The following is a 21,325-nucleotide window of genomic DNA, read 5'->3' as shown; positions in this document are numbered from 1 at the left end:
CATGCGGGAGAGGGGAGCGAAACAAGTGGAGAGGGGAGCAAACAGTAGGGCAGCATTAGCCAGCGGCGCCCCCCCCCCCGCCCCAACGGTGGCATACTCGCCGCCATGGTCACCGCCACTTTCCGTTTCTACGAGGAACTGAACGACTTTCTGGCGCCATCGCAGCGCCGCCGGGACCTGTCGTGCCCTTGCGCACGCGCGGCCACGGTCAAGCACATGATCGAGTCGCTGGGCGTGCCGCACACCGAGGTGGATCTGATCCTCGTGAATGGCGAATCGTCGCCGTTCGAGCGCGTGGTCCGGGACGGTGACCGCGTGGCCGTCTATCCCAAGTTCGAAGCGCTCGACGTCACGCCACTGCTGCGTGTGCGCGAGCACCCGCTGCGCACCATGCGGTTTGTCGCCGATGCCCATCTGGGCGGCCTGGCGCACCTGCTGCGCATGACCGGTTTCGACACGCTCTACGACAACCATTTCGAGGACAGCGAGATTGCCCGCATTGCTGCCGCCGAGCAGCGCGTGGTGCTGACGCGCGACCGCGAACTGCTGAAGCGGCGCGAGATCACCCACGGCTGCTACGTGCGGGCGATCAAGTCGTCGTTGCAGGCGCGCGAGATATTCGCGCGGCTTGACCTGGCGCGCAGCGCGCGGCCATTCGCGCTATGCCTGACCTGCAACGTGCCGCTGCACCGGATCGACAAGGCCGACGCCGAAGGCCATGTGCCCGACGGCGTGTTCGAGCGCCACGAGCGCTTTGTCACGTGCCCGCGCTGCCACCGCGTGTTCTGGGAAGGCTCGCACTGGAAGCGCATGCGCGAGCTGATCGACGAACTGTTGGGGCAGCCGGACGAACCTGCGGACTAGTCGAAGCGATGTTCGACCAGCGTCATGCTTTCGTCCAGCCGGTCGTACTTGTGGATGAACGTGGCATCGAACTTCACCACGCGCTGCAGGTCCGGCACGTACCAGACGACGATCTTGTACGGCACGGCAACAAGGCTCCCCAGGGCGCTGGCCGCGTAGAAAGACCGCAACTGCATGCCTTCATAGCTGATACGCAATGCCTGGAACTCGCCCATCGGCAGGCGGATCGGGCTCTGCCCTGTCACGCGGCCTTCGAGTTCCGTCGCGGCGCCGCTGCCGGGCGCCTTGTACGAATACTTCCAGACCATGCCGGGTTTGACGTTCTCCGGTACCCAGCCGCCTGGCGGGCTGAGCACGTCGAACTCACCGCCCACGGACGTATTCAGTTTCTGCACGCGGCCGTCGCGCGATTCCACGCGGGCGCCCTGATTGAAGGTGACCTTGTCGCCATCGATGCGATCGATCCGATAAACCACGTCGCGCTTGACGCCGGTGAGCCTGTCGGTCAGTTCGTAGCGCCACGTCTCGCCGACGCGGGGCGACTCGTTGGGCGCCGTTGCCTGGGCGGCGGCCGATGCAGGCGCGGTTGCGGCAACGGGTGCGGGTCCCGGCGTATAGCTGGCTAGCGCTCGCGTACTGCGTGTGGATGCCGAGGCGATCCATGCGGCAGGCAAGGCGCTGGTCAGCGTGTCGCCGGCACTGGCGCGTGTCAGCACGCCAACCAGCCGGCCGCTATCGTCGAACAGGCCGCCGCCTTCGATCTGGGCGGCGGGCGCGATCGATGCCTGGATGCGATCCAGACCGCCGTCGGCGCCGGCGCGCATGCCGGCCACGGCGCCCTGGTTCATCGACACGCGGCCGTCCTCGGTGGCGACACCGGTGAAGACGCGCTGGGCGAAGGCCGGCGCGCTGGCGGCAACGGTGGCGGCGGGCGCATTGAAGTTGGCCACCTTGAGCAGGCAGATGTCGCGTTCCACGTCGGGCGCTTCCAGCGTGGCGCCGTAGCTGATGTTGTCGCGCTGGATCGTCACCGAACGCGCGCCTGCCAGCACGTGGCAGGTGGTGACGAGCTGGCCCGGGCCGATGACGACCGCCGAGCCCGTGGACAGGGGCGCGCGCTGCGGCCCATAGGTGGCCACGGTATAGACGCTTGGCGAGACTTTCGCGAGCATCTGGGCGGTGTCGAGGGCGAAGGCGGGGGACGCAAGCAGGACGTTCAGGGCGATCAGGCCCACGCTGGCGCTAAGGTAAGGGTTACGCATGGTTCGGGCTGGCACGAAGCATCGGTGAACGTGGGGCGTCAGCGCGCCGGCCCGTGCGGGCAAGGCGCGGGGCGGCAGGTATCAACGGGTGGGGAGCAGGTAGCGCAGGTCGTCGAGCGTGACGGCCTTGCCGGCATCGGTCGGGCGTGCTGCCACGGTCGCCGCAGCCGGCTTCGCGGGTGCCGGTGCCGGCGCCAGTGCGGCGATGGCGGGCGCCGAAGTCGACGTAGGCGTGGACGTTGCGACGGTGGCTGCCGGCGACGTGGAAACGCGCGCGCGGCCGGTGCCGGACGTGGACGCCGACTGGATATCGCCAGTGGTCGTAGGCGCATCCCCCGTGTAGGACAGCTTGGCCACCATCGCGTTGCCATTGGCGGCGGGCTCTTCCTGGAAGTTCAGGCGCCCGGCCAGGATGCCCATGCTGATCGACGTACGGATATACCGGGTCTCGCCGGCCTTCAGGTCGAACGTGTATTCCGAGTCCACCTCGGTCGTGCCGGACGCCACGTAGGTGCCTGCCTTGCGGTCGATATAGAAGAAGCCGCCGGGGCGACTGCGGCCCACCACTTCATCGTTCACGCGCAACTCCGGCTGGATGGCCATGCCGATCGGCGTGAAATCGCGCACGAAATAGACCCGGCCGGCGTCACCGCCCAGCGTCGGAATCGACGATGCCATTTCCTGGAAGCTTGGTCCGGTGGCTGCGCAGCCGGACAACAGCACGGCGGCCGCAAAGACCCACGTGACCCTACCCGTCATTCTCATTTGTTCCCCTGCTTTTCTTGTTGTTTGTTCTTGTCCCGCCACTCCGGACGGTTCCGGGAGATTACATCACCCCGTTCTCCGTCACCAGCCAATCCATGGGCAGGTCGTGCATCTGTGCAACAAGCGGGATCTGGCAGGCCGCGAAGCCGATGCCGATGGCCACCGGCGTGGCGCCGGCCTGGGCCAGGGCGGCCAGCGTGCGGTCATAGAAGCCGCCGCCGTAGCCCAGACGGAACTTGTTGGCGCTGAAACCGACACAGGGAATGAGCAGCGCGTCGGGTGTCACGGCCTCGGTGCCATCCGGCACCGGGATGCCGTAATGTCCGGCGCGCATCGTCGTGTCGGGGGTCCAGAGATGGAAATCGAGTGGCGTGCCCGGCGCGGCGACCACGGGCAGGGCGGCCACGCGGCCGGGCATGCCGTGCAGCCAGCGCGCCACGGTGTCGCGAGCGTCGAATTCCTGCTGGATCGGCCAGTAGAAGCCCAGTTTTCTCACGCCGAGCCGGTCGAGAAGCGGCGCCAGCGCGGCATGGATGCGGGCATCGGCAGCGGCGCGGCCGGGCAGCGCGGCACGCAAGGCGAGCAGTTCGCGGCGCAGTGCGCGCCGGTCGGCGTTGGCGGGGAATTGGCGGGCGTCCGGGCCGTTGTCCGGCGCTTGGGAAGGTGGCATGGCGTGCAATAATGGCCAGCGATCAGACATTCAAAGACAAACGAATATTGGCGTGCCTGTTTTTCATGGGCACGCGCGACCACATAAGGGATAAGCAAAGCATGCCGAAGGGAGTATATCTGCGCAGCGCAGGCCGCATCGCATGGCTGGCATTCGCAGGCGCACTGCTGGCCACGCCGGCTTTTGCCCAGAAGAAACCGGCGCCCGTGCGCCCGGCGCCGCAGCAACCGGCCGCGCAGACCGTGATCCCGTCCAATCCGGACGATGCCTTCGTGGCGCTGCGCGAAGCGGCCCGCAAGAACGACCCTGACCGCGCCGCCGCTATCTCGGCCACGCTGGTCGACTATCCGATTCCGTCGTACGTCGAGTACTTCCGCATCAAGCCGCAGATGTTCGACACCGGCGGCCAGGCACGCATCGACGCGCCCGATGCCGAGGTGGCGGCCTTCCTGCAACGCTACCAGGGCGAGGCCATTGCCGACCGCATGCGCAACGACTGGCTGCTGGTGCTGGGCAAGAAGCGCGACTGGGCCAATTTCGACATCCAGTACCCGCAGTTCGTGCTGAAGGACGACACGCAGGTGGAGTGCTACGCGCTGCTGTCGAAGGCACTCAAGGGCCAGAACGTGGCGGCCGAGGCGCGCGCCGTGCTGGTGGACCCGCGCTATTACGGCGACGCCTGCGTGGACCTGGTCGGCTACCTGGCGCAGAGCCAGCAGATCCAGCGCAGCGACGTGGCCTTCCAGGCACGCCAGGCGCTGGAACAGAACTACACGACGCTGGCCGCCAAGATCGCGGCGACCGTGCCCGACGCACGCGCGGACAGCGATGCGCTGGCTACCGTCGTCAAGATGGCGCGCAATGATCCCTCGCAGGCATCGGCCTACCTGTCGACCGTCGTGGGCAACCTGTCGCGCGACGAGCAGGGCTCGGCATGGGGTGTGATCGGCCAGTTCGCCGCCAAGAAGCTGCTGCCCGAGGCCGCCGGCTACTACCGGCGCCAGATGGATCTCGGCGGCAACCAGTGGCTGTCCGACGAATCGCAGGAATGGCGCGTACGCGCGGCCCTGCGGCAGGGTGACTGGAAGCAGGTGCGCCAGTCGGTGGAACTGATGCGCGCCGAGCTGCGCGCCAAGGATCCGGCCTGGACGTACTGGTATGCCCGGGCACTCAAGGCCGATGGCCGCACCGCCGATGCGCAGGCGCAGTTCCAGTCGATTGCCGGCCAGTTCAATTTCTACGGCCAGCTGGCCAGCGAGGAACTGGGCAACCGCATCTCTCTGCCGGCACGTACCACGGTCAGCGATGCCGAGGCCATGGCCATGCGTACGCGGCCGGGCTTCGTGCGCGCGCAGAAGTTCTATGACCTGAACCTGCGCTTCGAAGGCAACCGCGAGTGGAACTGGGAACTGCGCGGCATGAGCGACCGCGAGCTGCTGGCCGCGGCCGAGTATGCGCGCAAGATCGAGCTGCTGGATCGCACCGTGAACACGTCGGACCGTACGAAGGCCGAACACGATTTCGCCCAGCGCTTCCCGATGCCGTATCGCGACATCATGCAGCGCGCCACTGACGACGTGGGCCTGGACATGGCCTGGGCGTATGGGCTGATCCGCCAGGAATCGCGGTTCATCATGAATGCGCGGTCATCGGCGGGCGCGCATGGCCTGATGCAGGTGATGCCGGCAACGGCCAAGTACGTGGCCAAGAAAATCGGCATGACCGACTTCTCGCCGACGATGATGGGCGACCCGAACATCAATATCCTGCTCGGTACAAATTACATGAGCATGGTACTGACGGACCTCGACAGTTCATGGACGCTGGCGTCGGCCGGGTACAACGCTGGCCCGGGACGCCCGAAATCGTGGCGTTCGAGCCTGTCGCGGCCCGTGGAAGGCGCGATCTTTGCAGAGACGATCCCGTTCACGGAAACGCGCGTCTATGTCAAGAATGTGCTTTCCAACGCTACGTACTATGCTGCATTGATGAGTGGCCGTCCCCAGTCGCTGAAAGACCGGCTGGGTGTGGTCGCTCCGTCCTCGGTCACGACGACCAGCCTGCCCTGACCCGGGCGGTGGCTCCGTGGCTGGCGTGACGTGCGCATCGGTGCAGCGTCACGCAAAACGTCACGGAGCCCACCATGCAGTCCAGCAATGTCCTAGTCATCGGGGGCGCCGGCTTTATCGGCAGCCACCTCGTGTCCCGCCTGGCCGGCGCGGCGTCCGCCTCCGGCGCGCCGCTTGAGCCGGCCTCCAATCCCGATAGTCCCATCGCGCCCGAGCGCATCGTCGTGGCCACGCGCCACGTCGAGCACGCCCAGCACCTGTTGCTGCTGCCGCGTGTGGAGACGGTCGAACTTGGCCTGGCCGATGCGGCCGTGCTGGACGACGCCATCGGCTCGCTGGGCGTCGACGGCATCGTCGTCAACCTGGTGGGTATCCTGCACGGCGACCGCGCCGACCCGTATGGCCCGCAGTTCGCGGCGGCGCACGTCGACCTGCCCCGGCAGCTCGTCGAGGCGTGCAACCGCACCGGCGTTCGCCGCCTGATTCACATGAGCGCGCTGGGCGCGGACCCGCACGGGCCGTCGATGTACCTGCGCAGCAAGGGCGAAGGCGAGCGCCTTGTGCGTGAAAGCGGGCTGGACTGGACCATCTTCCGGCCATCGGTGGTGTTCGGCCCCGACGATCATTTTCTGAACCTGTTCGCCCAGTTGCAGCAGATGGCGCCCGTGGTGCCGCTGGCCTGCGCCCATGCGCGCTTCCAGCCCGTGTTCGTGATGGATGTGGTGCAGGCGTTCGTCAATGCGATGGCCAATGCGTCGACCATCGGCCAGGCGTACGAGCTGGGCGGCCCGCAGGTGTACACGCTGGAGGAACTGGTCAAGTTTGCCGGCATCGCATCGGGCCATCCACGGCCGATCATCGCGCTGCCCGACGCGCTGGCGCGCATGCAGGCGGCCGTGCTCGAACACATGCCGGGAGGCACGGTGCTGTCGCGCGACAACCTCGATTCCATGCGGCTCGACAACGTGCTGGGCCAGCCGATGGCCGCCGAACTGGGCGTGCGCCCGGTGAGCCTGGAAGCGGTGATGACCGATGTGCTGGCCGGCCGCAACCGCGATACCGTGTTCCAGACGATGCGCGGCAGCGTGCACCGCTGACGCGGAGATCACAGCCGTGGCGATGTGACTGGCGCTCACAGGCACGCGAGCGCATTTCATTTGGAGGCCGTGCGCTGGATCGATAGAATGTCTGGTTCGGGGCGCTTGATCCTGCGTCGGCGCCCGCATCCCCCGTTTCCGCCCCCAAGGAATTCACGATGAAGCTCGTCATCGGCAACAAGAACTACTCGTCCTGGTCGCTGCGTCCGTGGCTGCTGCTGCGCCATGCCGGCATCGACTTCGAGGAAATCCCGCTGCGCCTGTTCACCAAGGACTTCGGCGCCGAGATTGCCCAGTATTCGCCGGCCGGCAAAGTGCCTGCGCTCGTCGATGGCGACGTCACCGTGTGGGATTCGCTGTCGATCTCGGAATATGTGGCCGAGCGCTTTCCGCAGAAGCAACTCTGGCCGGCCGATGTGGCCGCGCGTGCCATCGCGCGTTCGGTCTGCGCCGAAATGCACTCGGGCTTTGGCAACCTGCGCAACCAGATGCCGATGAATGCCACGGCGGTACTGCCGGGCCTGGGCTGGAACGTGGCCGTGCAACAGGACGTCGACCGCATTGCCGCGATCTGGACCGACCTGCGCGCGCGGTTCGGTGCCAAGGGTCCGTTCCTGTTTGGCGAATTCACGATTGCCGATGCGTTCTACGCGCCGGTCGTCAGCCGCTTTGCCACGTATGGCGTGCACCTGCCCGAAGTGGCCAAGGAATACGCCGACTTCATGCTGGCGTTGCCGGCGATGCAGGAATGGGTGGCGGGCGCACGCGAGGAACGCGATTTCGTGCCGGCAGACGAACCGTACCGGACCCAGCCGGACCGGGCCGACGCCATCATCGTCACGGGCTGATTGACTATGCAGGTGTACGCCGTCGGCGGGGCCATCCGGGACCAGTTGCTGGGCAAGCCCAGCCAGGACCGCGACTACGTGGTGGTGGGCGCCACGCCCGAGCAGATGGAGGCCGCCGGCTACAAGCCGGTGGGCAAGGACTTTCCGGTTTTCCTGCATCCGCACACCAAGGCTGAGTACGCGCTGGCGCGTACCGAGCGCAAGACGGCGGTGGGCTACAAGGGGTTTGCGTTCTACACCGGCCCCGATGTCACGCTGGAAGATGACCTGGTGCGGCGCGACCTGACCATCAACGCGATGGCCCAGGCCGTGGACGAGCACGACAACCTTGTAGGCGAGATCGTCGATCCGTACGGCGGGCAGCGTGACCTGCAGGCGCGGCTGTTCCGCCATGTGTCGGACGCGTTTGCCGAAGACCCGGTGCGCATCCTGCGCGCGGCCCGCTTTGCGGCGCGTTTCGATGATTTTTCGGTGGCGCCCGAGACCGTCGCGCTGATGCGCAAGATGGTGGACATGGGCGAGGTCGATGCACTGGTGCCCGAGCGCGTCTGGCAGGAAATCGCACGGGGGCTGATGGAAGCCACGCCGTCGCGCATGTTCGACGTGCTGCGCGAGTGCGGCGCGCTGGCCAGGCTGCTGCCGGAACTGGACCGCCTGTGGGGCGTGCCGCAACGGGCCGACTACCATCCCGAGGTGGATACCGGCGTGCACGTGATGATGGTGCTCGACTATGCCGCGGCGCAGGGCTTTGCGCTGCCGGTGCGCTTTGCCGCGCTGACCCATGACCTGGGCAAGGGCACCACGCCCGAAGACGTGCTGCCGCGCCATATCGGCCACGAGCAGCGCAGCGTCGACCTGCTGGAAGATGTCTGCAAGCGGCTGCGTGTACCCAACGATTGCCGGGAGCTGGCGTTGGTGGTGGCGCGCGAGCACGGCAATATCCATCGCTCGTCGGAATTCGGGGCGGCGGCGTTGACGCGGCTGGTGGAGCGCAGCGACGCGCTGCGCAAGCCCGACCGGTTCGTCCAGGCCCTGCAGGCGTGCGAGGCCGATGCGCGCGGCCGCCTGGGTTTCGAGGATCGCGACTATCCGCAGGCGGCACGACTGCTGGCGGCGCGCGAGGCGGCGGCATCGATAGACGCTGGCGCCATCGCCAAAGCCTGCGCGGATCGAGTGGACCTGATCAAGGATCGCGTGCACAAGGCACGCGTGGCAGCGGTGGCTGCGCGGCTCGGGCTGGCGGAGTAGTTCCCCGCCGACGCGAGCCTACAGAAACTTGCCGATCAGGAGCGCCACCAACGACAGCAGGATCGTCGACGCAAACGGCAGCACGTATTCGCGCCCGAACAACCGGAATCGCACGTCCCCGGGCAAGCGCCCAAGGCCAATGCGCTGCAGCCACGGCAACGCCGCCGAGAGCACGATCACGCAGAGGAAGATGGTAAAGGTCCAGCGCAGCATGATGGTGGCTCAGAGTGCGTAGCTGCGGTCGCCACGGGCGAAGCCGTCCAGCGGCAAGGCATCGTCGAGATCGCGCGTCAGCGCGATGACCTTGAACACTTCGCCCATTTCCGCTTCGCTGAGCAGCTTCTGCACGGCGTTGGCCTGCGGAAGGAAGTTGCGCGCATCGGACGGGTCCAGCGACATCATCAGTTCAGTGATGCCGGCATTCATCAGGAAGCGCGCCTGCGAGGCAAAGCCCGCGACGGTGAGCCCCGCATCGACGGCCGCCTCGGCGATGCCGGTGAAGTTCACGTGGGCGGTGATGTCCTGCAGGCCCGGATACAGGAACGGGTCGGGGTGCGCATGATGGCGGTAGTGGCACATCAGCGTGCCGCCGACGCGCTGCGCGTGGTAGTACTCCGCCGCCGGGAAGCCGTAATCGATGAAGAAGGCCGCGCCGCGCTTCAGCAGGGCGCCGACGGCGCGCGTAAATCCCTCGGCCTCGGCATGGGTTTCGGTCACCACGTCGTGATCGCCCGGAACCTCCAGCAATGGCGCGGGGATCGCCGCCGCATCGAGCGGACGGTCTTCGAACGCGAAGGCTTCGCCATCGCGCGCCACGCCGCGTTCATGCCACTGGCCGCCGATGCGTGCGAACAGCCGCACCGGCATGGCATCCAGCACCTCGTTGCCGACCACGATGCCTTCGAAGGCATCGGGCAGTGCGTCGAGCCATTGCACGCGGCTGGCCAGATGCGGCGCGCGCTGCGCCAGCGTGTCCTGCTGGCGTGCGCGCAGTTCGCCGGACAGTTCGACGATGCTGTAGGTATCGGGCAGCGCGCCTTCGGTTTCCAGCGCGAGCAGCAGGTCGGCCGCCAGCCGGCCGGTGCCGGCGCCGAATTCCATTACGCGCGGCAGGGACATGCCGATCAGCGGGGCGAACTGGCGAGCCAGCGTCCGCGCAAAGAACGGCGTCAGTTCCGGGGCGGTGATGAAGTCGCTGCCGTCGTTGGCGTCACGCCCGAACTTGGCGGCGCCGCCGCTGTAGTAGCCCAGGCGCGGGGCGTAGAGCGCGAGCGACATGAAGCGGTCGAAGCCGATCCATCCGCCGGCGGCCGCAATGGCGTCGGCAATGGCGGTGGACAGGGCCTTGGAGGCGCCGAGCGCATCCGGGGAGGGAAGGGGTAGACTAGCGACTTTCTGCATACCGCGAATTGTAGCAATGCCAGATTCGAATACTCAGGGCGCCGTGGGCGTCCAATCGCGCGGCGTGGCGCTGGTGACCGGTGGCGCGCGCCGCCTGGGCCGTGCCATCGCGCTGGAGCTCGCCACGCAGGGCTGGGACGTTGCCATCCACTGCAACCGCTCGCGCGACGAAGCCGAGGCGCTGGCCACGCAGATCCGCGGCCTGGGCCGCCGTGCCGCCGTGCTGCAGGCCGACCTGGCCGACGAAGCCGCCGCCAGCAAGCTGGTTGCCGCATGCGTGGCCGCGCTTGGTGCGCCGGCCTGCCTGGTCAACAACGCGTCGCTGTTCCAGTACGACGTGGCCACGAGCTTCTCGTACGCGTCGCTCGACACGCATATGCGCACCAACGTGGCGGCGCCGCTGCTGCTGGCGCGTGAGATGCACAAGGCGCTTGGGGCCGATGGCAACGAGACCGAGCAGCGTGGCGTGGTGATCAACCTGCTGGACCAGAAGCTCAACAACCTGAACCCCGATTTCCTGTCGTACACGCTGTCCAAGGCGGCGCTGCAGACGGCCACCGTGCAACTGGCCCAGGCGCTGGCGCCGCGCCTGCGCGTGGTCGGCGTGGCGCCCGGCATCACGCTGGTGTCCGGCGACCAGTCGGACCCCGGCTTCGTGCGGGCCCACGGCATGACGCCGCTGGGCAAGTCGAGCACGCCCGACGATATCGCCAAGGCGGTGGCCTACCTTGCGGTGGCGCACGCCGTGACCGGCACCACGCTGTACGTCGACGGAGGCCAGCACCTGATGCCGCTGGCCCGCGACGTGATGTTCCTGACTGAATAAAGCCGTAACTTGATTGACTCCGCCATGACCTTTGCCGCCCTTTCCCATCCCAGCCTGCTTGACTGCCGTCGCATGTTCCTGCGCAACTACGAGGTGCAGATCAACATCGGCGTGCACGAATTCGAGAAAAAGGGCGAACAGCGCGTGCTCGTGAACATCGACCTGTTCGTGTCGCTGGCCGAGACCACGCCGCAGGCCGACAAGCTCGACGAAGTGGTCGACTACGACTTCATGCGCAACACGGTGGCCGCGCGCATGGCGCAGGGACATATCCACCTGCAGGAAACGCTGTGCGACGACGTGGCGCGCTCCATGCTCCAGCATCCCAAGGTGCGCGCCGTGCGGGTGTCGACCGAGAAGCCCGATGTGTACCCGGACTGCGACTCGGTCGGCGTCGAGGTATTCCATATCAAGCAGGGCTGAGACGGTCGGGCGGCGGGCGCGCACGCCGGTCAGACCGGTCCAGTAGAATATTGCCCCGTCAATTCCGGCATTTCTTTCGGGCGGCAGGCCATTTTTCAGCGCCGCGTCCGTTACAGGTACGTCTTATGAGTCACTCCGCGAACTTCTATCGCCTGGAAACCCGCCTGCAGTCGCAGACGGGCAAGGCCATCCACGACTTCGGCATGATCGAGGACGGCGACACCGTGCTCGTGTGCATGAGTGGCGGCAAGGATTCGTACACGATGCTGTCGGTGCTGATGGCGCTGCAGAAGCGAGCGCCGGTGCAGTTCAAGCTCATCGCGATGAACCTGGACCAGAAGCAGCCGGGGTTCCCAGAGCACATCCTGCCCGAGTACCTGAAGTCGCTGGGCGTGGAATACGTGATCGTCGAGGCCGACACCTACTCGATCGTCAAGGAGAAGGTGCCCGAGGGCAAGACCACGTGTTCGCTGTGCTCGCGGCTGCGCCGGGGGGTGATCTACCGCACGGCCAAGGAACTGGGCGCGAACAAGATCGCGCTGGGCCACCACCGCGACGACATCGTGAACACGTTCTTCCTGAACATGTTCTTTGGCGGCAAGATGAAGGCCATGCCGCCGAAGCTGGCGACCGACGACGGCCAGCACATCGTGATCCGCCCGCTGGCCTACTGCGCGGAAAAGGACATCGCGTCGTACGCACGCGCGATGGAATTCCCGATCATTCCGTGCAATCTCTGCGGCTCGCAGGAAAACCTGCAGCGCAAGAAGGTCAGCGAGATGATCCAGCAGTGGGAACGCGAGAACCCGGGCCGCACCGACAATATCTTCGCGGCGCTGCGCAACGTGGTGCCGTCGCACCTGGCGGACACCGAGCTGTTCCCGTTCACTGGGCTGGCCACCGGCCTGGCAAAGGTTGACGAGGCGTCGCTGTTCGGTGAGACCACCTACAGCCAGCAGGCGCTGCAGTTCACGGGCAATGTCGATGCGAACCGGATGGAATTCGTCAGGTTCGACAAGCTGCAGAAGCCGTCGGAACAGACCGAGCTGCCAGGGCAGTCGGCCTGACGATCGGGCCTTATTTCGTCGCCTGAGACGACTCCCCGCCGCCGCGCATCAGCGAGCGCGTATCGTCGATCCATCCGTCAAAGCGCTTGACCGCATGGGCTTTCTGGTCGGGCGTGGTCAGGTTGGCGATCTTGACGGTCAGGTCCACGCCAGCCGAGGTGCTGCGTTGCTCGCCGGCTGACGGCCGCTGCCAGTGATCGGCGTACTTGCGCAGCATGTCTTCTACCTGGGGCTTGGGCGGATGGCTGGTCGACACCTCGCGGGCAATGGTCACCCATTCCTGCTGCCGCTTGACGCGTTCCGCGTAGCGCGCGTCGGCGCCCTGCATGTACGGCCCCATGGCTGACCGGATGTCCTTCTGCTGCGCGTCCGAAAAGCCTCCGTATACCAGCTTGGCGTAGCCCATGATCTTGTCGAAACGCGCGTCGGTGCGGGCCTCGGGGTCGGACTTCAGGAATTCCTTGCGGTACTTGGCGTTGCTTTCCGCAAACTTGGCCTCCATACGCTTGATCTGGTCTGGCGTCAGTGTCAGCATCAGGTCGGCCATGTCGGGAACGGCGTTGTCGAAGGCCTGGCGCCCCAACCGGTTCGTGTCCTGCTGCACCTGGCGGATCATTGCGGCGTCGACCGGGCCGGCGACTTCGCCCTTCACGCGGGTCAGGACCTTTTCGATCTCGGGTAGCTGGGCCCGGCGGTGCCAGCTGAAAAAGCGGGCAATCGCTTCCTTGGTGGGCGGCTCCTGGTCGTCGGAAACGTCGACATAACGGTCTACCCACCAGTAGGCCAGTTTGTCGCCCTGCTGGTAGCCCAGTTTCATGGCGTTGCATCCGCCCAACGCCAAAATGATGGTAAATGCTGCAAACCATGCAAAAACGCGGCGTGTCCAAATGTGAACAACGGTAACGCCAAGTGATCGACCCGGTCCTGGCAAAGGGCGCGTGCTAGAATCGGCGCGCATGTTTCCGGGGCCCGCAGATCGCCCGCCAGCCCAGTCCTGGCAACGGTTCAGCCGCATCAGCCCCATTGTTCCCAGGCTCGGATTTTTCAGCTTTTTCTCAGACACACTCACTTAGGAACCTCCTTGTGAATATCGTCATTCTTGCCGCGGGGATGGGCAAGCGCATGAACTCCGCGCTGCCCAAGGTACTGCACCCGGTTGCCGGTCGGCCCATGCTGTCTCATGTGCTCGACACCGCCCGTACGCTGTCGCCTTCGCGGCTGGTGGTCGTGGTAGGCCACGGTGCCGAACACGTGCGCGACGCCGTGGCGGCTGACGATGTCGCGTTTGCCGAGCAGGCGCAGCAACTGGGCACCGGCCATGCCGTCATGCAGGCGCTGCCGCTGCTCGATGACGCCCAGCCCACGCTGGTACTTTACGGCGATGTGCCGCTAACGTCTGCGGCCACCCTCCAGCACCTGGTGCAGGCCGCCGGCGGCGAACGCATGGGCGTGCTGACCGTCGAAATGCCCGATCCCACCGGCTACGGTCGTATTGTGCGCGACGCCGCCGGCAATATCGTGCGCATCGTCGAGCAGAAGGACTCCACCGACGAGGAACGCGCGATCCGCGAGATCAACACCGGCATCATCGTCTGCCCGACCGGCCATCTGCGCCGCTGGCTGTCCACGCTGCGCAACGACAACGCGCAAGGCGAGTACTACCTGACCGACACCATCGAACGCGCCGCCGCTGACGGCGTGGAGATCGTTTCGGCCCAGCCCGTGGACCTGTGGGAGACGCTTGGCGTCAACAGCAAGGTCCAACTGGCCGAGATCGAACGCATCCACCAGCGCAACGTCGCCCAACGACTGCTGGAAGCGGGCGTTACGCTGCTCGATCCCGCGCGCATCGACGTGCGTGGCCAACTCACCTGCGGGCGCGACGTGACCATCGATGTAGGCTGCGTGTTCGAAGGCCACGTGCACCTGGAAGATGGCGTGCACATTGGTGCGCACTGCGTGATCCGCAACACCACTGTCGGCGCTGGCGCACGCGTGCAACCGTTCTGCCATTTCGAGGAAGCAAAGATCGGGCCGGACGGCCGCATCGGGCCCTATGCGCGACTGCGCCCCGGCACGGAGCTGGGCCAGGACGTGCACATCGGCAACTTCGTCGAGGTCAAGAACAGCCAGATCGCCAACCACAGCAAGGCCAATCACCTGGCCTATGTGGGCGACACTACCGTTGGCCAGCGCGTGAACATCGGTGCAGGTACGATTACCTGCAACTATGACGGCGTGAACAAGCATCGCACGGTCATCGAGGACGATGTCTTCATCGGATCGGATACGCAATTGGTGGCGCCGGTAACCGTGCGCCGCGGCGCGACGATCGGCGCGGGCACCACGCTGACGAAGGAAGCACCGGCCGACAAGCTCACGCTGTCGCGCGCGAAACAGATGACGATCGACGCCTGGCAGCGTCCGGTCAAGCAACCGAAATAATAAAGGGGTTCAGCTATGTGTGGCATCGTCGGCGCGGTTTCGCACCGCAATATCGTTCCCGTCCTGGTCGAAGGGCTGCGTCGCCTGGAATACCGCGGCTATGACTCCTGCGGCGTGGCCGTCGTGCGCGACGCGATCCTGGAACGCGCGCGCACCGTCTCGCGCGTGGCGGACCTGGACACGCAGACGCAATCGTCCGGCCTGGGCGGACACATCGGCATCGCCCATACGCGTTGGGCCACGCACGGCAAGCCCGACACGGTCAACGCCCACCCGCACTTCTCGGACGAGACCATCGCGCTGGTGCACAACGGCATCATCGAGAACTACGAGCCGCTGCGCGACGAACTGCGCGCCGTGGGCTACGGTTTCGAATCGCAGACTGACACCGAGGTGGTGGCCCACCTGATTCACCAGGCCTACACGTACCCCAGCAGCGCCACGCGCGGCGACCTGTTCGGCTCGGTACGCGTCGTGACCAAGCGCCTGCATGGCGCCTACGCGATTGCCGTGGTGGCCAAGGACCAGCCGAACGTGGTGGTCGGCGCGCGCGCTGGATCGCCGCTGGTGGTGGCGCTGGGCAATGACGAATCGTTCCTGGCATCGGACGCGCTGGCCGTGGCCGGCACCGCCAACCGCATCGTCTACCTGGAAGAGGGCGACGTCGTGGAAATCACGCGCGCCGGCGCCACGATCCGCGATGTCAACGACATCGAGGTGCAACGCGAAGAGCGCGTGGTGGAAGCCCACGCCGCGGCCGTGGAACTGGGGCCGTTCCGCCACTTCATGCAGAAGGAAATCTTCGAGCAGCCGCGCGCGCTGGGCGACACGCTGGAAGGCATTTCCGCCATCACGCCGGACCTGTTCGGCGACAATGCCGCACGGGTGTTTGCCGAGATCGACAGCGTGCTGATCCTGGCGTGCGGCACCAGCTACTACTCGGGCTGCACGGCCAAGTACTGGCTGGAGTCCGTGGCCAAGATCCCGACGCAGGTGGAAGTGGCCAGCGAGTATCGCTACCGCGAGACCGTGCCCAACCCGCGTGCGCTGGTAGTGGTGATCTCGCAATCGGGCGAGACCGCCGATACGATGGCCGCGCTGCGCCACGCGCGTTCGCTGGGCCATACGCACACGCTGGCGGTCTGCAACGTCGCCACCAGCGCGATGGTGCGCGAGACCGAACTGCGCTTCCTGACGCGCGCCGGTACGGAAATCGGCGTGGCATCGACCAAGGCGTTCACCACGCAGCTGGCCGCGCTGTATATGCTGACGCTGGCACTGGCCAAGGTACGCGGCCACGTGAACGATGAGCAGGAAGCCGAAGCGCTGACCAACCTGCGCCACCTGCCCGCAGCGCTGCATGGCGTGCTGGCGCTGGAGCCGCAGATCATCGCCTGGTCGGAAGACTTTGCCCGCCGCGAGAACGCGCTGTTCCTGGGACGTGGCCTGCACTACCCGATCGCCCTGGAAGGTGCGCTGAAGCTCAAGGAAATCTCCTACATCCACGCCGAGGCATACCCGGCTGGCGAGCTCAAGCACGGCCCGCTGGCGCTGGTGACGGAAGCCATGCCGGTGGTCACGGTGGCTCCGAACGATGCGCTGCTGGAGAAGCTGAAGTCGAACATCCAAGAAGTACGCGCACGCGGCGGCCGCCTGTACGTGTTTGCCGATGCCGACACGCATATCCAGTCGTCGGACGGCATCCAGGTGATCCGCATGCCCGAGCACTACGGCCCGCTCTCGCCGATTCTGCACGTGGTGCCGCTGCAGCTGCTGGCCTATCACACGGCCTGCGCACGTGGCACGGACGTGGACAAGCCGCGCAACCTGGCAAAGTCGGTAACGGTGGAGTAAGCGCTTCGACTTGCTGGTGAGTGTGTGTATGAAAAGGCCACGCGAGAGCGTGGCCTTTTCACATGAAACTGACTCGTCCTGAATAAGGTTGACACTTTTCTTGCAGTGATGAGGAGCGTGCCTTGGAGGCGGATCGGAAGCGAACCCAACGTGACTACACGCTGGCTTTTAAGCTGGCGGTGGTGGAGGCAATAGAAAAAGGCGAACTGACAGCCTCACCCCCCAAGAATTCCGCCACCGCTTCCCCCTGCTCGGCCGCGCCAACCAGCCCATCAAGGTGCGCCGCGCGGGTACCAGCGGCGTCTTTGTGCCGGATTGAGCAGCTGCCGCCGGATGCCGGCGCCTACCGTCCGGTAACCCCTCGGTGAATGGCGGAATGCATTTCGCGGTATCCTTGCCGGCATGCCGCGTCCGCGCCCCCTCCCAATCAGCGCCGCGTGGCGCGCCTGTCCCGTGCCCGCATCATGCTGCGCGGGCCCCATGGCGCCTCCAGTGAACATCATATGAAAGACCTAGAAAGTGAGCTGATCGGCTCCGCCCGGTTGCCGACCCGCTATGGCCAATTCACCGCCCATGCCTTCCAGGGCGTGGATACCGGTACCGAACATCTGGCGCTCTCGATGGGCGACATCTCGGGCGAAAGCGTGCTGCTGCGCCTGCATTCCGAATGCCTGACCGGCGACGTGTTCGGTTCCTGCCGCTGCGATTGTGGCGAGCAGCTGGACCTGGCCATGAAGAAGATTGCCGAGGAAGGCCGCGGCGTGCTGCTGTACCTGCGCGGCCACGAGGGCCGCGGTATCGGGCTGTCGAACAAGATCCGCGCCTATGCCCTGCAGGATGGCGGGTTGGACACTGTCGATGCGAATCTGGCCCTGGGCCAGGCCATCGACGCCCGCACCTATGCCTTTGCGGCCGATTTCCTGCGCCAGTGGGGCGTTCAGTCGGTCCGGCTGATGAGCAACAATCCCGTCAAGATCAAGGCGCTGGAAGAGGCCGGTATCCGTGTGACGGAGCAGATGCGTCACATCGTGCCCCCCAATGCCGAGAACGAAAAATACCTGGCGACCAAGCGGTCGCGCATGGGACATCTGCTGGACTGACGACGCAAGTCATGTAGGCAAAGGCCGACAACGGCTTGCGAGGCCCCCCGACATCCCCGGCGGGGCCACTCTTCTATCTTGGAACTGAGGCCGCGCGCCACGCTTTTTGGCGTGCGGGATATTCCATGGGCGTCGCGCCCGCACGGCGCGCCGTTGAGATGAGAGGAGTCCGTTATGGCTGACAACAATGTGTCCGTACTCAATGACCTGATCGAAGTCTCGCGCGACGGCGAAGAGGGCTTTCGCAAGGCTGCCGAGGATGCAAAGAACCCGGAGCTGAAGACGCTGTTTTCCAGCCGGTCCACCGAGTGTGGGGCAGCGGTTCGTGAGCTGCAGGGGCAGGTGGCGGCGTTGGGTGGCAAGGCCGAGGATCATGGCAGCATGGCCGGCGCGCTGCATCGTGGCTGGATCAGTCTGCGCACGGCGGTATCGGATCGTACCGACCTGTCCATTCTGGAAGAAACAGAGAAGGGCGAGGATGTGGCCAAGAAGAAGTACGCCGATGCCCTGCAGGAAACCGATCTCAGTTTCGATATCCGCGCGCTGATCGAGCGCCAGTACCAGGGCGTGCTGCGCAATCATGATCTGATCCGCGATTTGCGTAACCGCTATCGCGCAAGCGGCGAATAAGTACGCTACTCAAAATGACGCAAGGCCAAAATGACGCAAGGCGCCTTCTCCCGAGGCGCCTTTTTTGTCCTCATGAATCGGAATCAGTATCACTCGCATAATCGGTGCGGCGATTTATTAGGTGAGAAACCGCCCGGAAAGCCGCGCCGGGCTTGAACTTCCGGAACAGGGAATTACCATGAAAATCGTCGCCGGAGATTTTTGGGGATCGCTGTCATGAAAACGGACAAGAAGGTCATTCAATTGCTCAACGGCCAGCTCAAGCACGAGCTGACTGCAATCAACCAGTATTTTCTGCACGCCCGCATGTATCGCCATTGGGGGCTGCTGGCGCTGGGCAAGCATGAATATGAGGAATCGATCGAGGAAATGAAGCATGCCGATCGACTGATCGAACGCATTCTGATGCTCGACGGCCTGCCGAACCTGCAGGACCTTGACAAGCTGATGATCGGCGAGAACACCGAGGAAATGCTCGGCTGCGACCTGAAGCTCGAACAGGTCTCGCAGGTCAGTCTCAAGGAGGCGATCAAGTACTTCGAATCGGTGGGCGACTACGTGTCGCGTGACATCGTCACCGACATCCTCGACGACACCGAAAACCACATTGACTGGCTGCAGACGCAGATCGAGCTGGTGGGCAAGGTTGGCGTGCAGAACTATCTGCAGTCGGCCATGGGCAGCCCCGAGGAATAGCCTGGCGCCGCCACCTGGCACTGCCGGCAGTGCGCGGCCACGCCCTGCAGGTTTTTTCCACTTGGGCTACACTGCGCCCCGCACCACAACACGGCCCGTTCGGCGCCGTCATCCCCGGGCGGGGTGGCAGAGTGGTTATGCGACGGCCTGCAAAGCCGTTTACGACGGTTCGATTCCGTATCCCCGCCTCCATCCCTCCTGCGGTTTCTCCCGCCTTGATTTCTCGGCTTCGCCAATGGCTTTTGCGGTGCGTGAGGCATTCCTGATTTTTTCACGAACGCTGCCGATACTCATGGGCATGGCTGGCGCATTTCATGCTGCTTTTTTGGCCATGCATGGCAAGCGTCGCATCCGGTGAACTCCCCTCTGGAAACTCGGTCGCGATTGCGATACTGTGAGGCGCACACGCACCAATCGTCAGCATTTCACCGCTCTCTTTGGTGCTCGTTGTCGTACGACTGCCGGTAAATATCGCCGGCGGTATGCGCACCAGTTTCACCATGCAGGGCTTCCATGGCGTATCCGTCGCAACGTGATGAGAGAAACAGAGGCTCCAAATGATTAAAGATATGCGAATCCGTATGGCTCAGCCGACGGATGCGCCCGCCATCGGGGCCGTTCTTGAGCGGTGCGGCTTGCCGGTGGACGATTTGCCGCGGCTCGTTGGCGAATTCCATGTGGCCGTGCTCGAATCGCAACTGGTGGGCTGCGCCTGTGCCGAACTGTTCGGCGATACCGCGATCATCCGATCGGTGGCCGTGCTGCGCGAATGGCGCGACCAGGGGGTGGCGAGCCATCTCGTCAGCGCGGTGATGATGCGGGCGCGGGCCAACGGCAGCCGCCGCGCGGTATTGCTGACTTCCACCTGTCCCAGTTATTTCGCGCGTTACGGCTTCTCGCTGATCCACGCGTCGAAATTGCCGGTCGAGGTGCTGGAGAGCCAGGAGTTCCGACGGCTGCGCGATACCAGCGCCTTGTGCATGAGCGCGGAACTGGCGTGAGCGCCGGCAGGAATTCGCAAAAGCGTCAATAATCGGGTCTTCATTTTCTGACAGCGAATCGAGGAGACCCCATGCCCAGCACCGTCCGCGCCATCCGCCTTCACGAATTTGGAGCGCCGCAGGTCATGCGGCTCGAATCGGTCGAGCTGCCGGCACCGGCGCCCGGCGAGGTGCGCGTGCGGCATACCGCGATCGGCTTCAATTTCATCGATATCTACCAGCGTCGCGGCACGTATCCGCTGCCGGCCGGTACCGGCCTGGGTTTCGAGGCGGCTGGCGTGGTCGAGGCGGTGGGCGAGGGCGTGACCGATGTGGCCGTGGGCGACCGCGTGGCGTACATGAACGCCGGGCTCGGTGCCTATGCGGAAGGCCGCAACGTGGCCACCGACAAGCTTGTCAAACTGCCCGACAACGTCAGCGACGAACAGGCCGCGGCCACGATCTTCAAGGGGATGACCGCGCAATACCTGGTGCGCCATACCCATGCGGTCAAGCCCGGCGATACGGTGCTGGTGCATGCGGCCGCCGGTGGTGTGGGCCAGATTCTCAGTGGATGGGCGCATGCGCTGGGCGCGCGCGTGATCGGCACGGCCGGCTCGGCGGCCAAGTGCGAGCGCGCGAAGGCCGCCGGGTGCGATATCGCCATCGACTACAGCCACGGCGACTGGGTCAAGCAGGTGCGCGATGCCACGGACGGCCGTGGCGTGACGGTGGTCTACGACGCCGTGGGCAAGGACACCTTCCTCGGGTCGCTCGACTGCGCCCAGACGTTCGGCATGGTCGTGCTGTATGGCGCGGCATCGGGGCCGGCGCCGGCCATCGAGCCGGAACTGCTCAACAAAAAGGGCTGCCTGTTCCTGACCCGGCCCTCGGTGTTCCCGCATAACGCGGACGCTGCGCGCTTCCGTGCCAATGCCAAAGACCTGTTCGACGCCATCGCCGCCGGTCACGTGAAGGTCGACATCGGCGCCCGGTTCCCGCTGGCCGATGTGGCGCACGCCCACGAGGCGGCGGAGCGCCGCGAGACCACCGGCGCCATCCTGCTGGTGCCCTGAGCGG

22 protein-coding genes and 1 tRNA gene are annotated in these 21,325 nt (G+C 65.5%); 16 read left to right on the top strand and 7 right to left on the bottom strand.

Annotation, left to right across the window (positions count from 1 at the left end; translation table 11 throughout):
• Nucleotides 1-105: 105 nt before the first annotated feature.
• Nucleotides 106-864 carry a Mut7-C ubiquitin/RNAse domain-containing protein gene (locus MFF62_RS16155; RefSeq protein ID WP_238264136.1) on the top strand — a complete coding sequence of 253 codons (759 nt, stop codon included), beginning with the start codon at nucleotides 106-108 and terminating at the stop codon, nucleotides 862-864.
• Here the strand turns inward: MFF62_RS16155 and MFF62_RS16150 are convergent.
• The 3 genes from MFF62_RS16150 to MFF62_RS16140 all read right to left on the bottom strand — a co-directional run bounded on the left by MFF62_RS16150 (nucleotide 861) and on the right by MFF62_RS16140 (nucleotide 3,561).
• Nucleotides 861-2,126, bottom strand: a complete 1,266-nt coding sequence (locus MFF62_RS16150; protein ID WP_238264135.1) for a S1 family peptidase — start codon at nucleotides 2,124-2,126, stop codon at nucleotides 861-863. The two genes, MFF62_RS16155 and MFF62_RS16150, sit on opposite strands and share 4 nt — an antisense overlap.
• Nucleotides 2,127-2,207: 81 nt before the next feature.
• On the bottom strand, nucleotides 2,208-2,891 hold the full coding sequence (locus MFF62_RS16145; protein WP_238264134.1) for a DUF2846 domain-containing protein: 684 nt from the start codon (nucleotides 2,889-2,891) through the stop codon (nucleotides 2,208-2,210).
• 61 nt (nucleotides 2,892-2,952) lie between these two features.
• Complete coding sequence (locus tag MFF62_RS16140; RefSeq protein ID WP_238264133.1) at nucleotides 2,953-3,561, bottom strand: 5-formyltetrahydrofolate cyclo-ligase; 609 nt, start codon at nucleotides 3,559-3,561, stop codon at nucleotides 2,953-2,955.
• 101 nt (nucleotides 3,562-3,662) lie between these two features.
• On the opposite strand from MFF62_RS16140, the gene MFF62_RS16135 reads away from it, so the two are divergent.
• The 4 genes from MFF62_RS16135 to MFF62_RS16120 all read left to right on the top strand — a co-directional run bounded on the left by MFF62_RS16135 (nucleotide 3,663) and on the right by MFF62_RS16120 (nucleotide 8,823).
• A complete protein-coding gene (locus tag MFF62_RS16135) occupies nucleotides 3,663-5,630 on the top strand; it encodes a lytic transglycosylase domain-containing protein (protein WP_238264132.1) in 1,968 nt (655 codons plus the stop codon).
• A gap of 74 nt (nucleotides 5,631-5,704) precedes the next feature.
• On the top strand, nucleotides 5,705-6,727 hold the full coding sequence (locus tag MFF62_RS16130; protein ID WP_238264131.1) for a complex I NDUFA9 subunit family protein: 1,023 nt from the start codon (nucleotides 5,705-5,707) through the stop codon (nucleotides 6,725-6,727).
• Nucleotides 6,728-6,885: 158 nt separating this feature from the next.
• A complete protein-coding gene (locus tag MFF62_RS16125) occupies nucleotides 6,886-7,575 on the top strand; it encodes a glutathione S-transferase family protein (protein ID WP_238264130.1) in 690 nt (229 codons plus the stop codon).
• A 6-nt stretch (nucleotides 7,576-7,581) separates the two neighbouring features.
• The gene (locus MFF62_RS16120; protein ID WP_238264129.1) at nucleotides 7,582-8,823 is read left to right on the top strand and encodes a multifunctional CCA addition/repair protein; all 1,242 of its coding nucleotides are present in this window, start codon (nucleotides 7,582-7,584) and stop codon (nucleotides 8,821-8,823) included.
• 18 nt (nucleotides 8,824-8,841) lie between these two features.
• Here the strand turns inward: MFF62_RS16120 and MFF62_RS16115 are convergent, their stop codons facing one another.
• Both MFF62_RS16115 and MFF62_RS16110 read right to left on the bottom strand, forming a co-directional pair.
• Nucleotides 8,842-9,036, bottom strand: coding sequence for a DUF2905 domain-containing protein (locus tag MFF62_RS16115; protein ID WP_238264128.1), 195 nt, complete (start codon nucleotides 9,034-9,036; stop codon nucleotides 8,842-8,844).
• 9 nt (nucleotides 9,037-9,045) lie between these two features.
• Complete coding sequence (locus tag MFF62_RS16110; protein ID WP_238264127.1) at nucleotides 9,046-10,224, bottom strand: class I SAM-dependent methyltransferase; 1,179 nt, start codon at nucleotides 10,222-10,224, stop codon at nucleotides 9,046-9,048.
• A 16-nt stretch (nucleotides 10,225-10,240) separates the two neighbouring features.
• On the opposite strand from MFF62_RS16110, the gene MFF62_RS16105 reads away from it, so the two are divergent.
• From MFF62_RS16105 to ttcA, 3 genes are all read left to right on the top strand, one after another.
• On the top strand, nucleotides 10,241-11,050 hold the full coding sequence (locus MFF62_RS16105) for an SDR family oxidoreductase (RefSeq protein ID WP_238264126.1): 810 nt from the start codon (nucleotides 10,241-10,243) through the stop codon (nucleotides 11,048-11,050).
• A 24-nt stretch (nucleotides 11,051-11,074) separates the two neighbouring features.
• On the top strand, nucleotides 11,075-11,473 hold the full coding sequence (locus tag MFF62_RS16100; protein ID WP_238264125.1) for a dihydroneopterin aldolase: 399 nt from the start codon (nucleotides 11,075-11,077) through the stop codon (nucleotides 11,471-11,473).
• A 125-nt stretch (nucleotides 11,474-11,598) separates the two neighbouring features.
• A complete protein-coding gene (gene ttcA, locus MFF62_RS16095; RefSeq protein WP_238264124.1) occupies nucleotides 11,599-12,540 on the top strand; it encodes a tRNA 2-thiocytidine(32) synthetase TtcA in 942 nt (313 codons plus the stop codon).
• Nucleotides 12,541-12,550: 10 nt separating this feature from the next.
• Here the strand turns inward: ttcA and MFF62_RS16090 are convergent, their stop codons facing one another.
• The gene (locus MFF62_RS16090) at nucleotides 12,551-13,357 is read right to left on the bottom strand and encodes a DUF6279 family lipoprotein (protein WP_238264123.1); all 807 of its coding nucleotides are present in this window, start codon (nucleotides 13,355-13,357) and stop codon (nucleotides 12,551-12,553) included.
• A gap of 266 nt (nucleotides 13,358-13,623) precedes the next feature.
• On the opposite strand from MFF62_RS16090, the gene glmU reads away from it, so the two are divergent.
• The 6 genes from glmU to MFF62_RS16060 all read left to right on the top strand — a co-directional run bounded on the left by glmU (nucleotide 13,624) and on the right by MFF62_RS16060 (nucleotide 19,457).
• Entirely contained in the window at nucleotides 13,624-14,985 is a 1,362-nt protein-coding gene (gene glmU, locus MFF62_RS16085) for a bifunctional UDP-N-acetylglucosamine diphosphorylase/glucosamine-1-phosphate N-acetyltransferase GlmU (RefSeq protein WP_238264122.1), read from the top strand.
• Between the two features lie 15 nt (nucleotides 14,986-15,000).
• Nucleotides 15,001-16,839 (top strand): glutamine--fructose-6-phosphate transaminase (isomerizing), encoded by a 1,839-nt coding sequence (glmS, locus tag MFF62_RS16080; RefSeq protein ID WP_238264121.1) that lies wholly within the window; start codon nucleotides 15,001-15,003, stop codon nucleotides 16,837-16,839.
• A gap of 503 nt (nucleotides 16,840-17,342) precedes the next feature.
• Entirely contained in the window at nucleotides 17,343-17,939 is a 597-nt protein-coding gene (ribA, locus tag MFF62_RS16075; protein WP_238264120.1) for a GTP cyclohydrolase II, read from the top strand.
• A gap of 174 nt (nucleotides 17,940-18,113) precedes the next feature.
• Nucleotides 18,114-18,569 (top strand): PA2169 family four-helix-bundle protein, encoded by a 456-nt coding sequence (locus MFF62_RS16070; protein WP_238264119.1) that lies wholly within the window; start codon nucleotides 18,114-18,116, stop codon nucleotides 18,567-18,569.
• A gap of 216 nt (nucleotides 18,570-18,785) precedes the next feature.
• Nucleotides 18,786-19,265: a bacterioferritin gene (gene bfr, locus MFF62_RS16065; RefSeq protein ID WP_238264118.1), complete on the top strand. Its 480-nt coding sequence runs from the start codon at nucleotides 18,786-18,788 to the stop codon at nucleotides 19,263-19,265.
• Between the two features lie 117 nt (nucleotides 19,266-19,382).
• Nucleotides 19,383-19,457 (top strand) — tRNA-Cys (locus MFF62_RS16060).
• A 79-nt stretch (nucleotides 19,458-19,536) separates the two neighbouring features.
• Here MFF62_RS16060 and MFF62_RS16055 read toward each other — a convergent pair.
• Complete coding sequence (locus tag MFF62_RS16055; RefSeq protein WP_238264117.1) at nucleotides 19,537-19,767, bottom strand: hypothetical protein; 231 nt, start codon at nucleotides 19,765-19,767, stop codon at nucleotides 19,537-19,539.
• A gap of 55 nt (nucleotides 19,768-19,822) precedes the next feature.
• On the opposite strand from MFF62_RS16055, the gene MFF62_RS16050 reads away from it, so the two are divergent.
• Both MFF62_RS16050 and MFF62_RS16045 read left to right on the top strand, forming a co-directional pair.
• Complete coding sequence (locus MFF62_RS16050) at nucleotides 19,823-20,266, top strand: GNAT family N-acetyltransferase (RefSeq protein ID WP_238264116.1); 444 nt, start codon at nucleotides 19,823-19,825, stop codon at nucleotides 20,264-20,266.
• 71 nt (nucleotides 20,267-20,337) lie between these two features.
• On the top strand, nucleotides 20,338-21,321 hold the full coding sequence (locus MFF62_RS16045; protein ID WP_238264115.1) for a quinone oxidoreductase family protein: 984 nt from the start codon (nucleotides 20,338-20,340) through the stop codon (nucleotides 21,319-21,321).
• Nucleotides 21,322-21,325 lie beyond the last annotated feature (4 nt).

Source organism: Cupriavidus pauculus, from assembly GCF_022179805.1.
Lineage (GTDB): Bacteria > Pseudomonadota > Gammaproteobacteria > Burkholderiales > Burkholderiaceae > Cupriavidus > Cupriavidus pauculus_E.
This window is presented reverse-complemented; position numbering and strand designations above follow the sequence as displayed.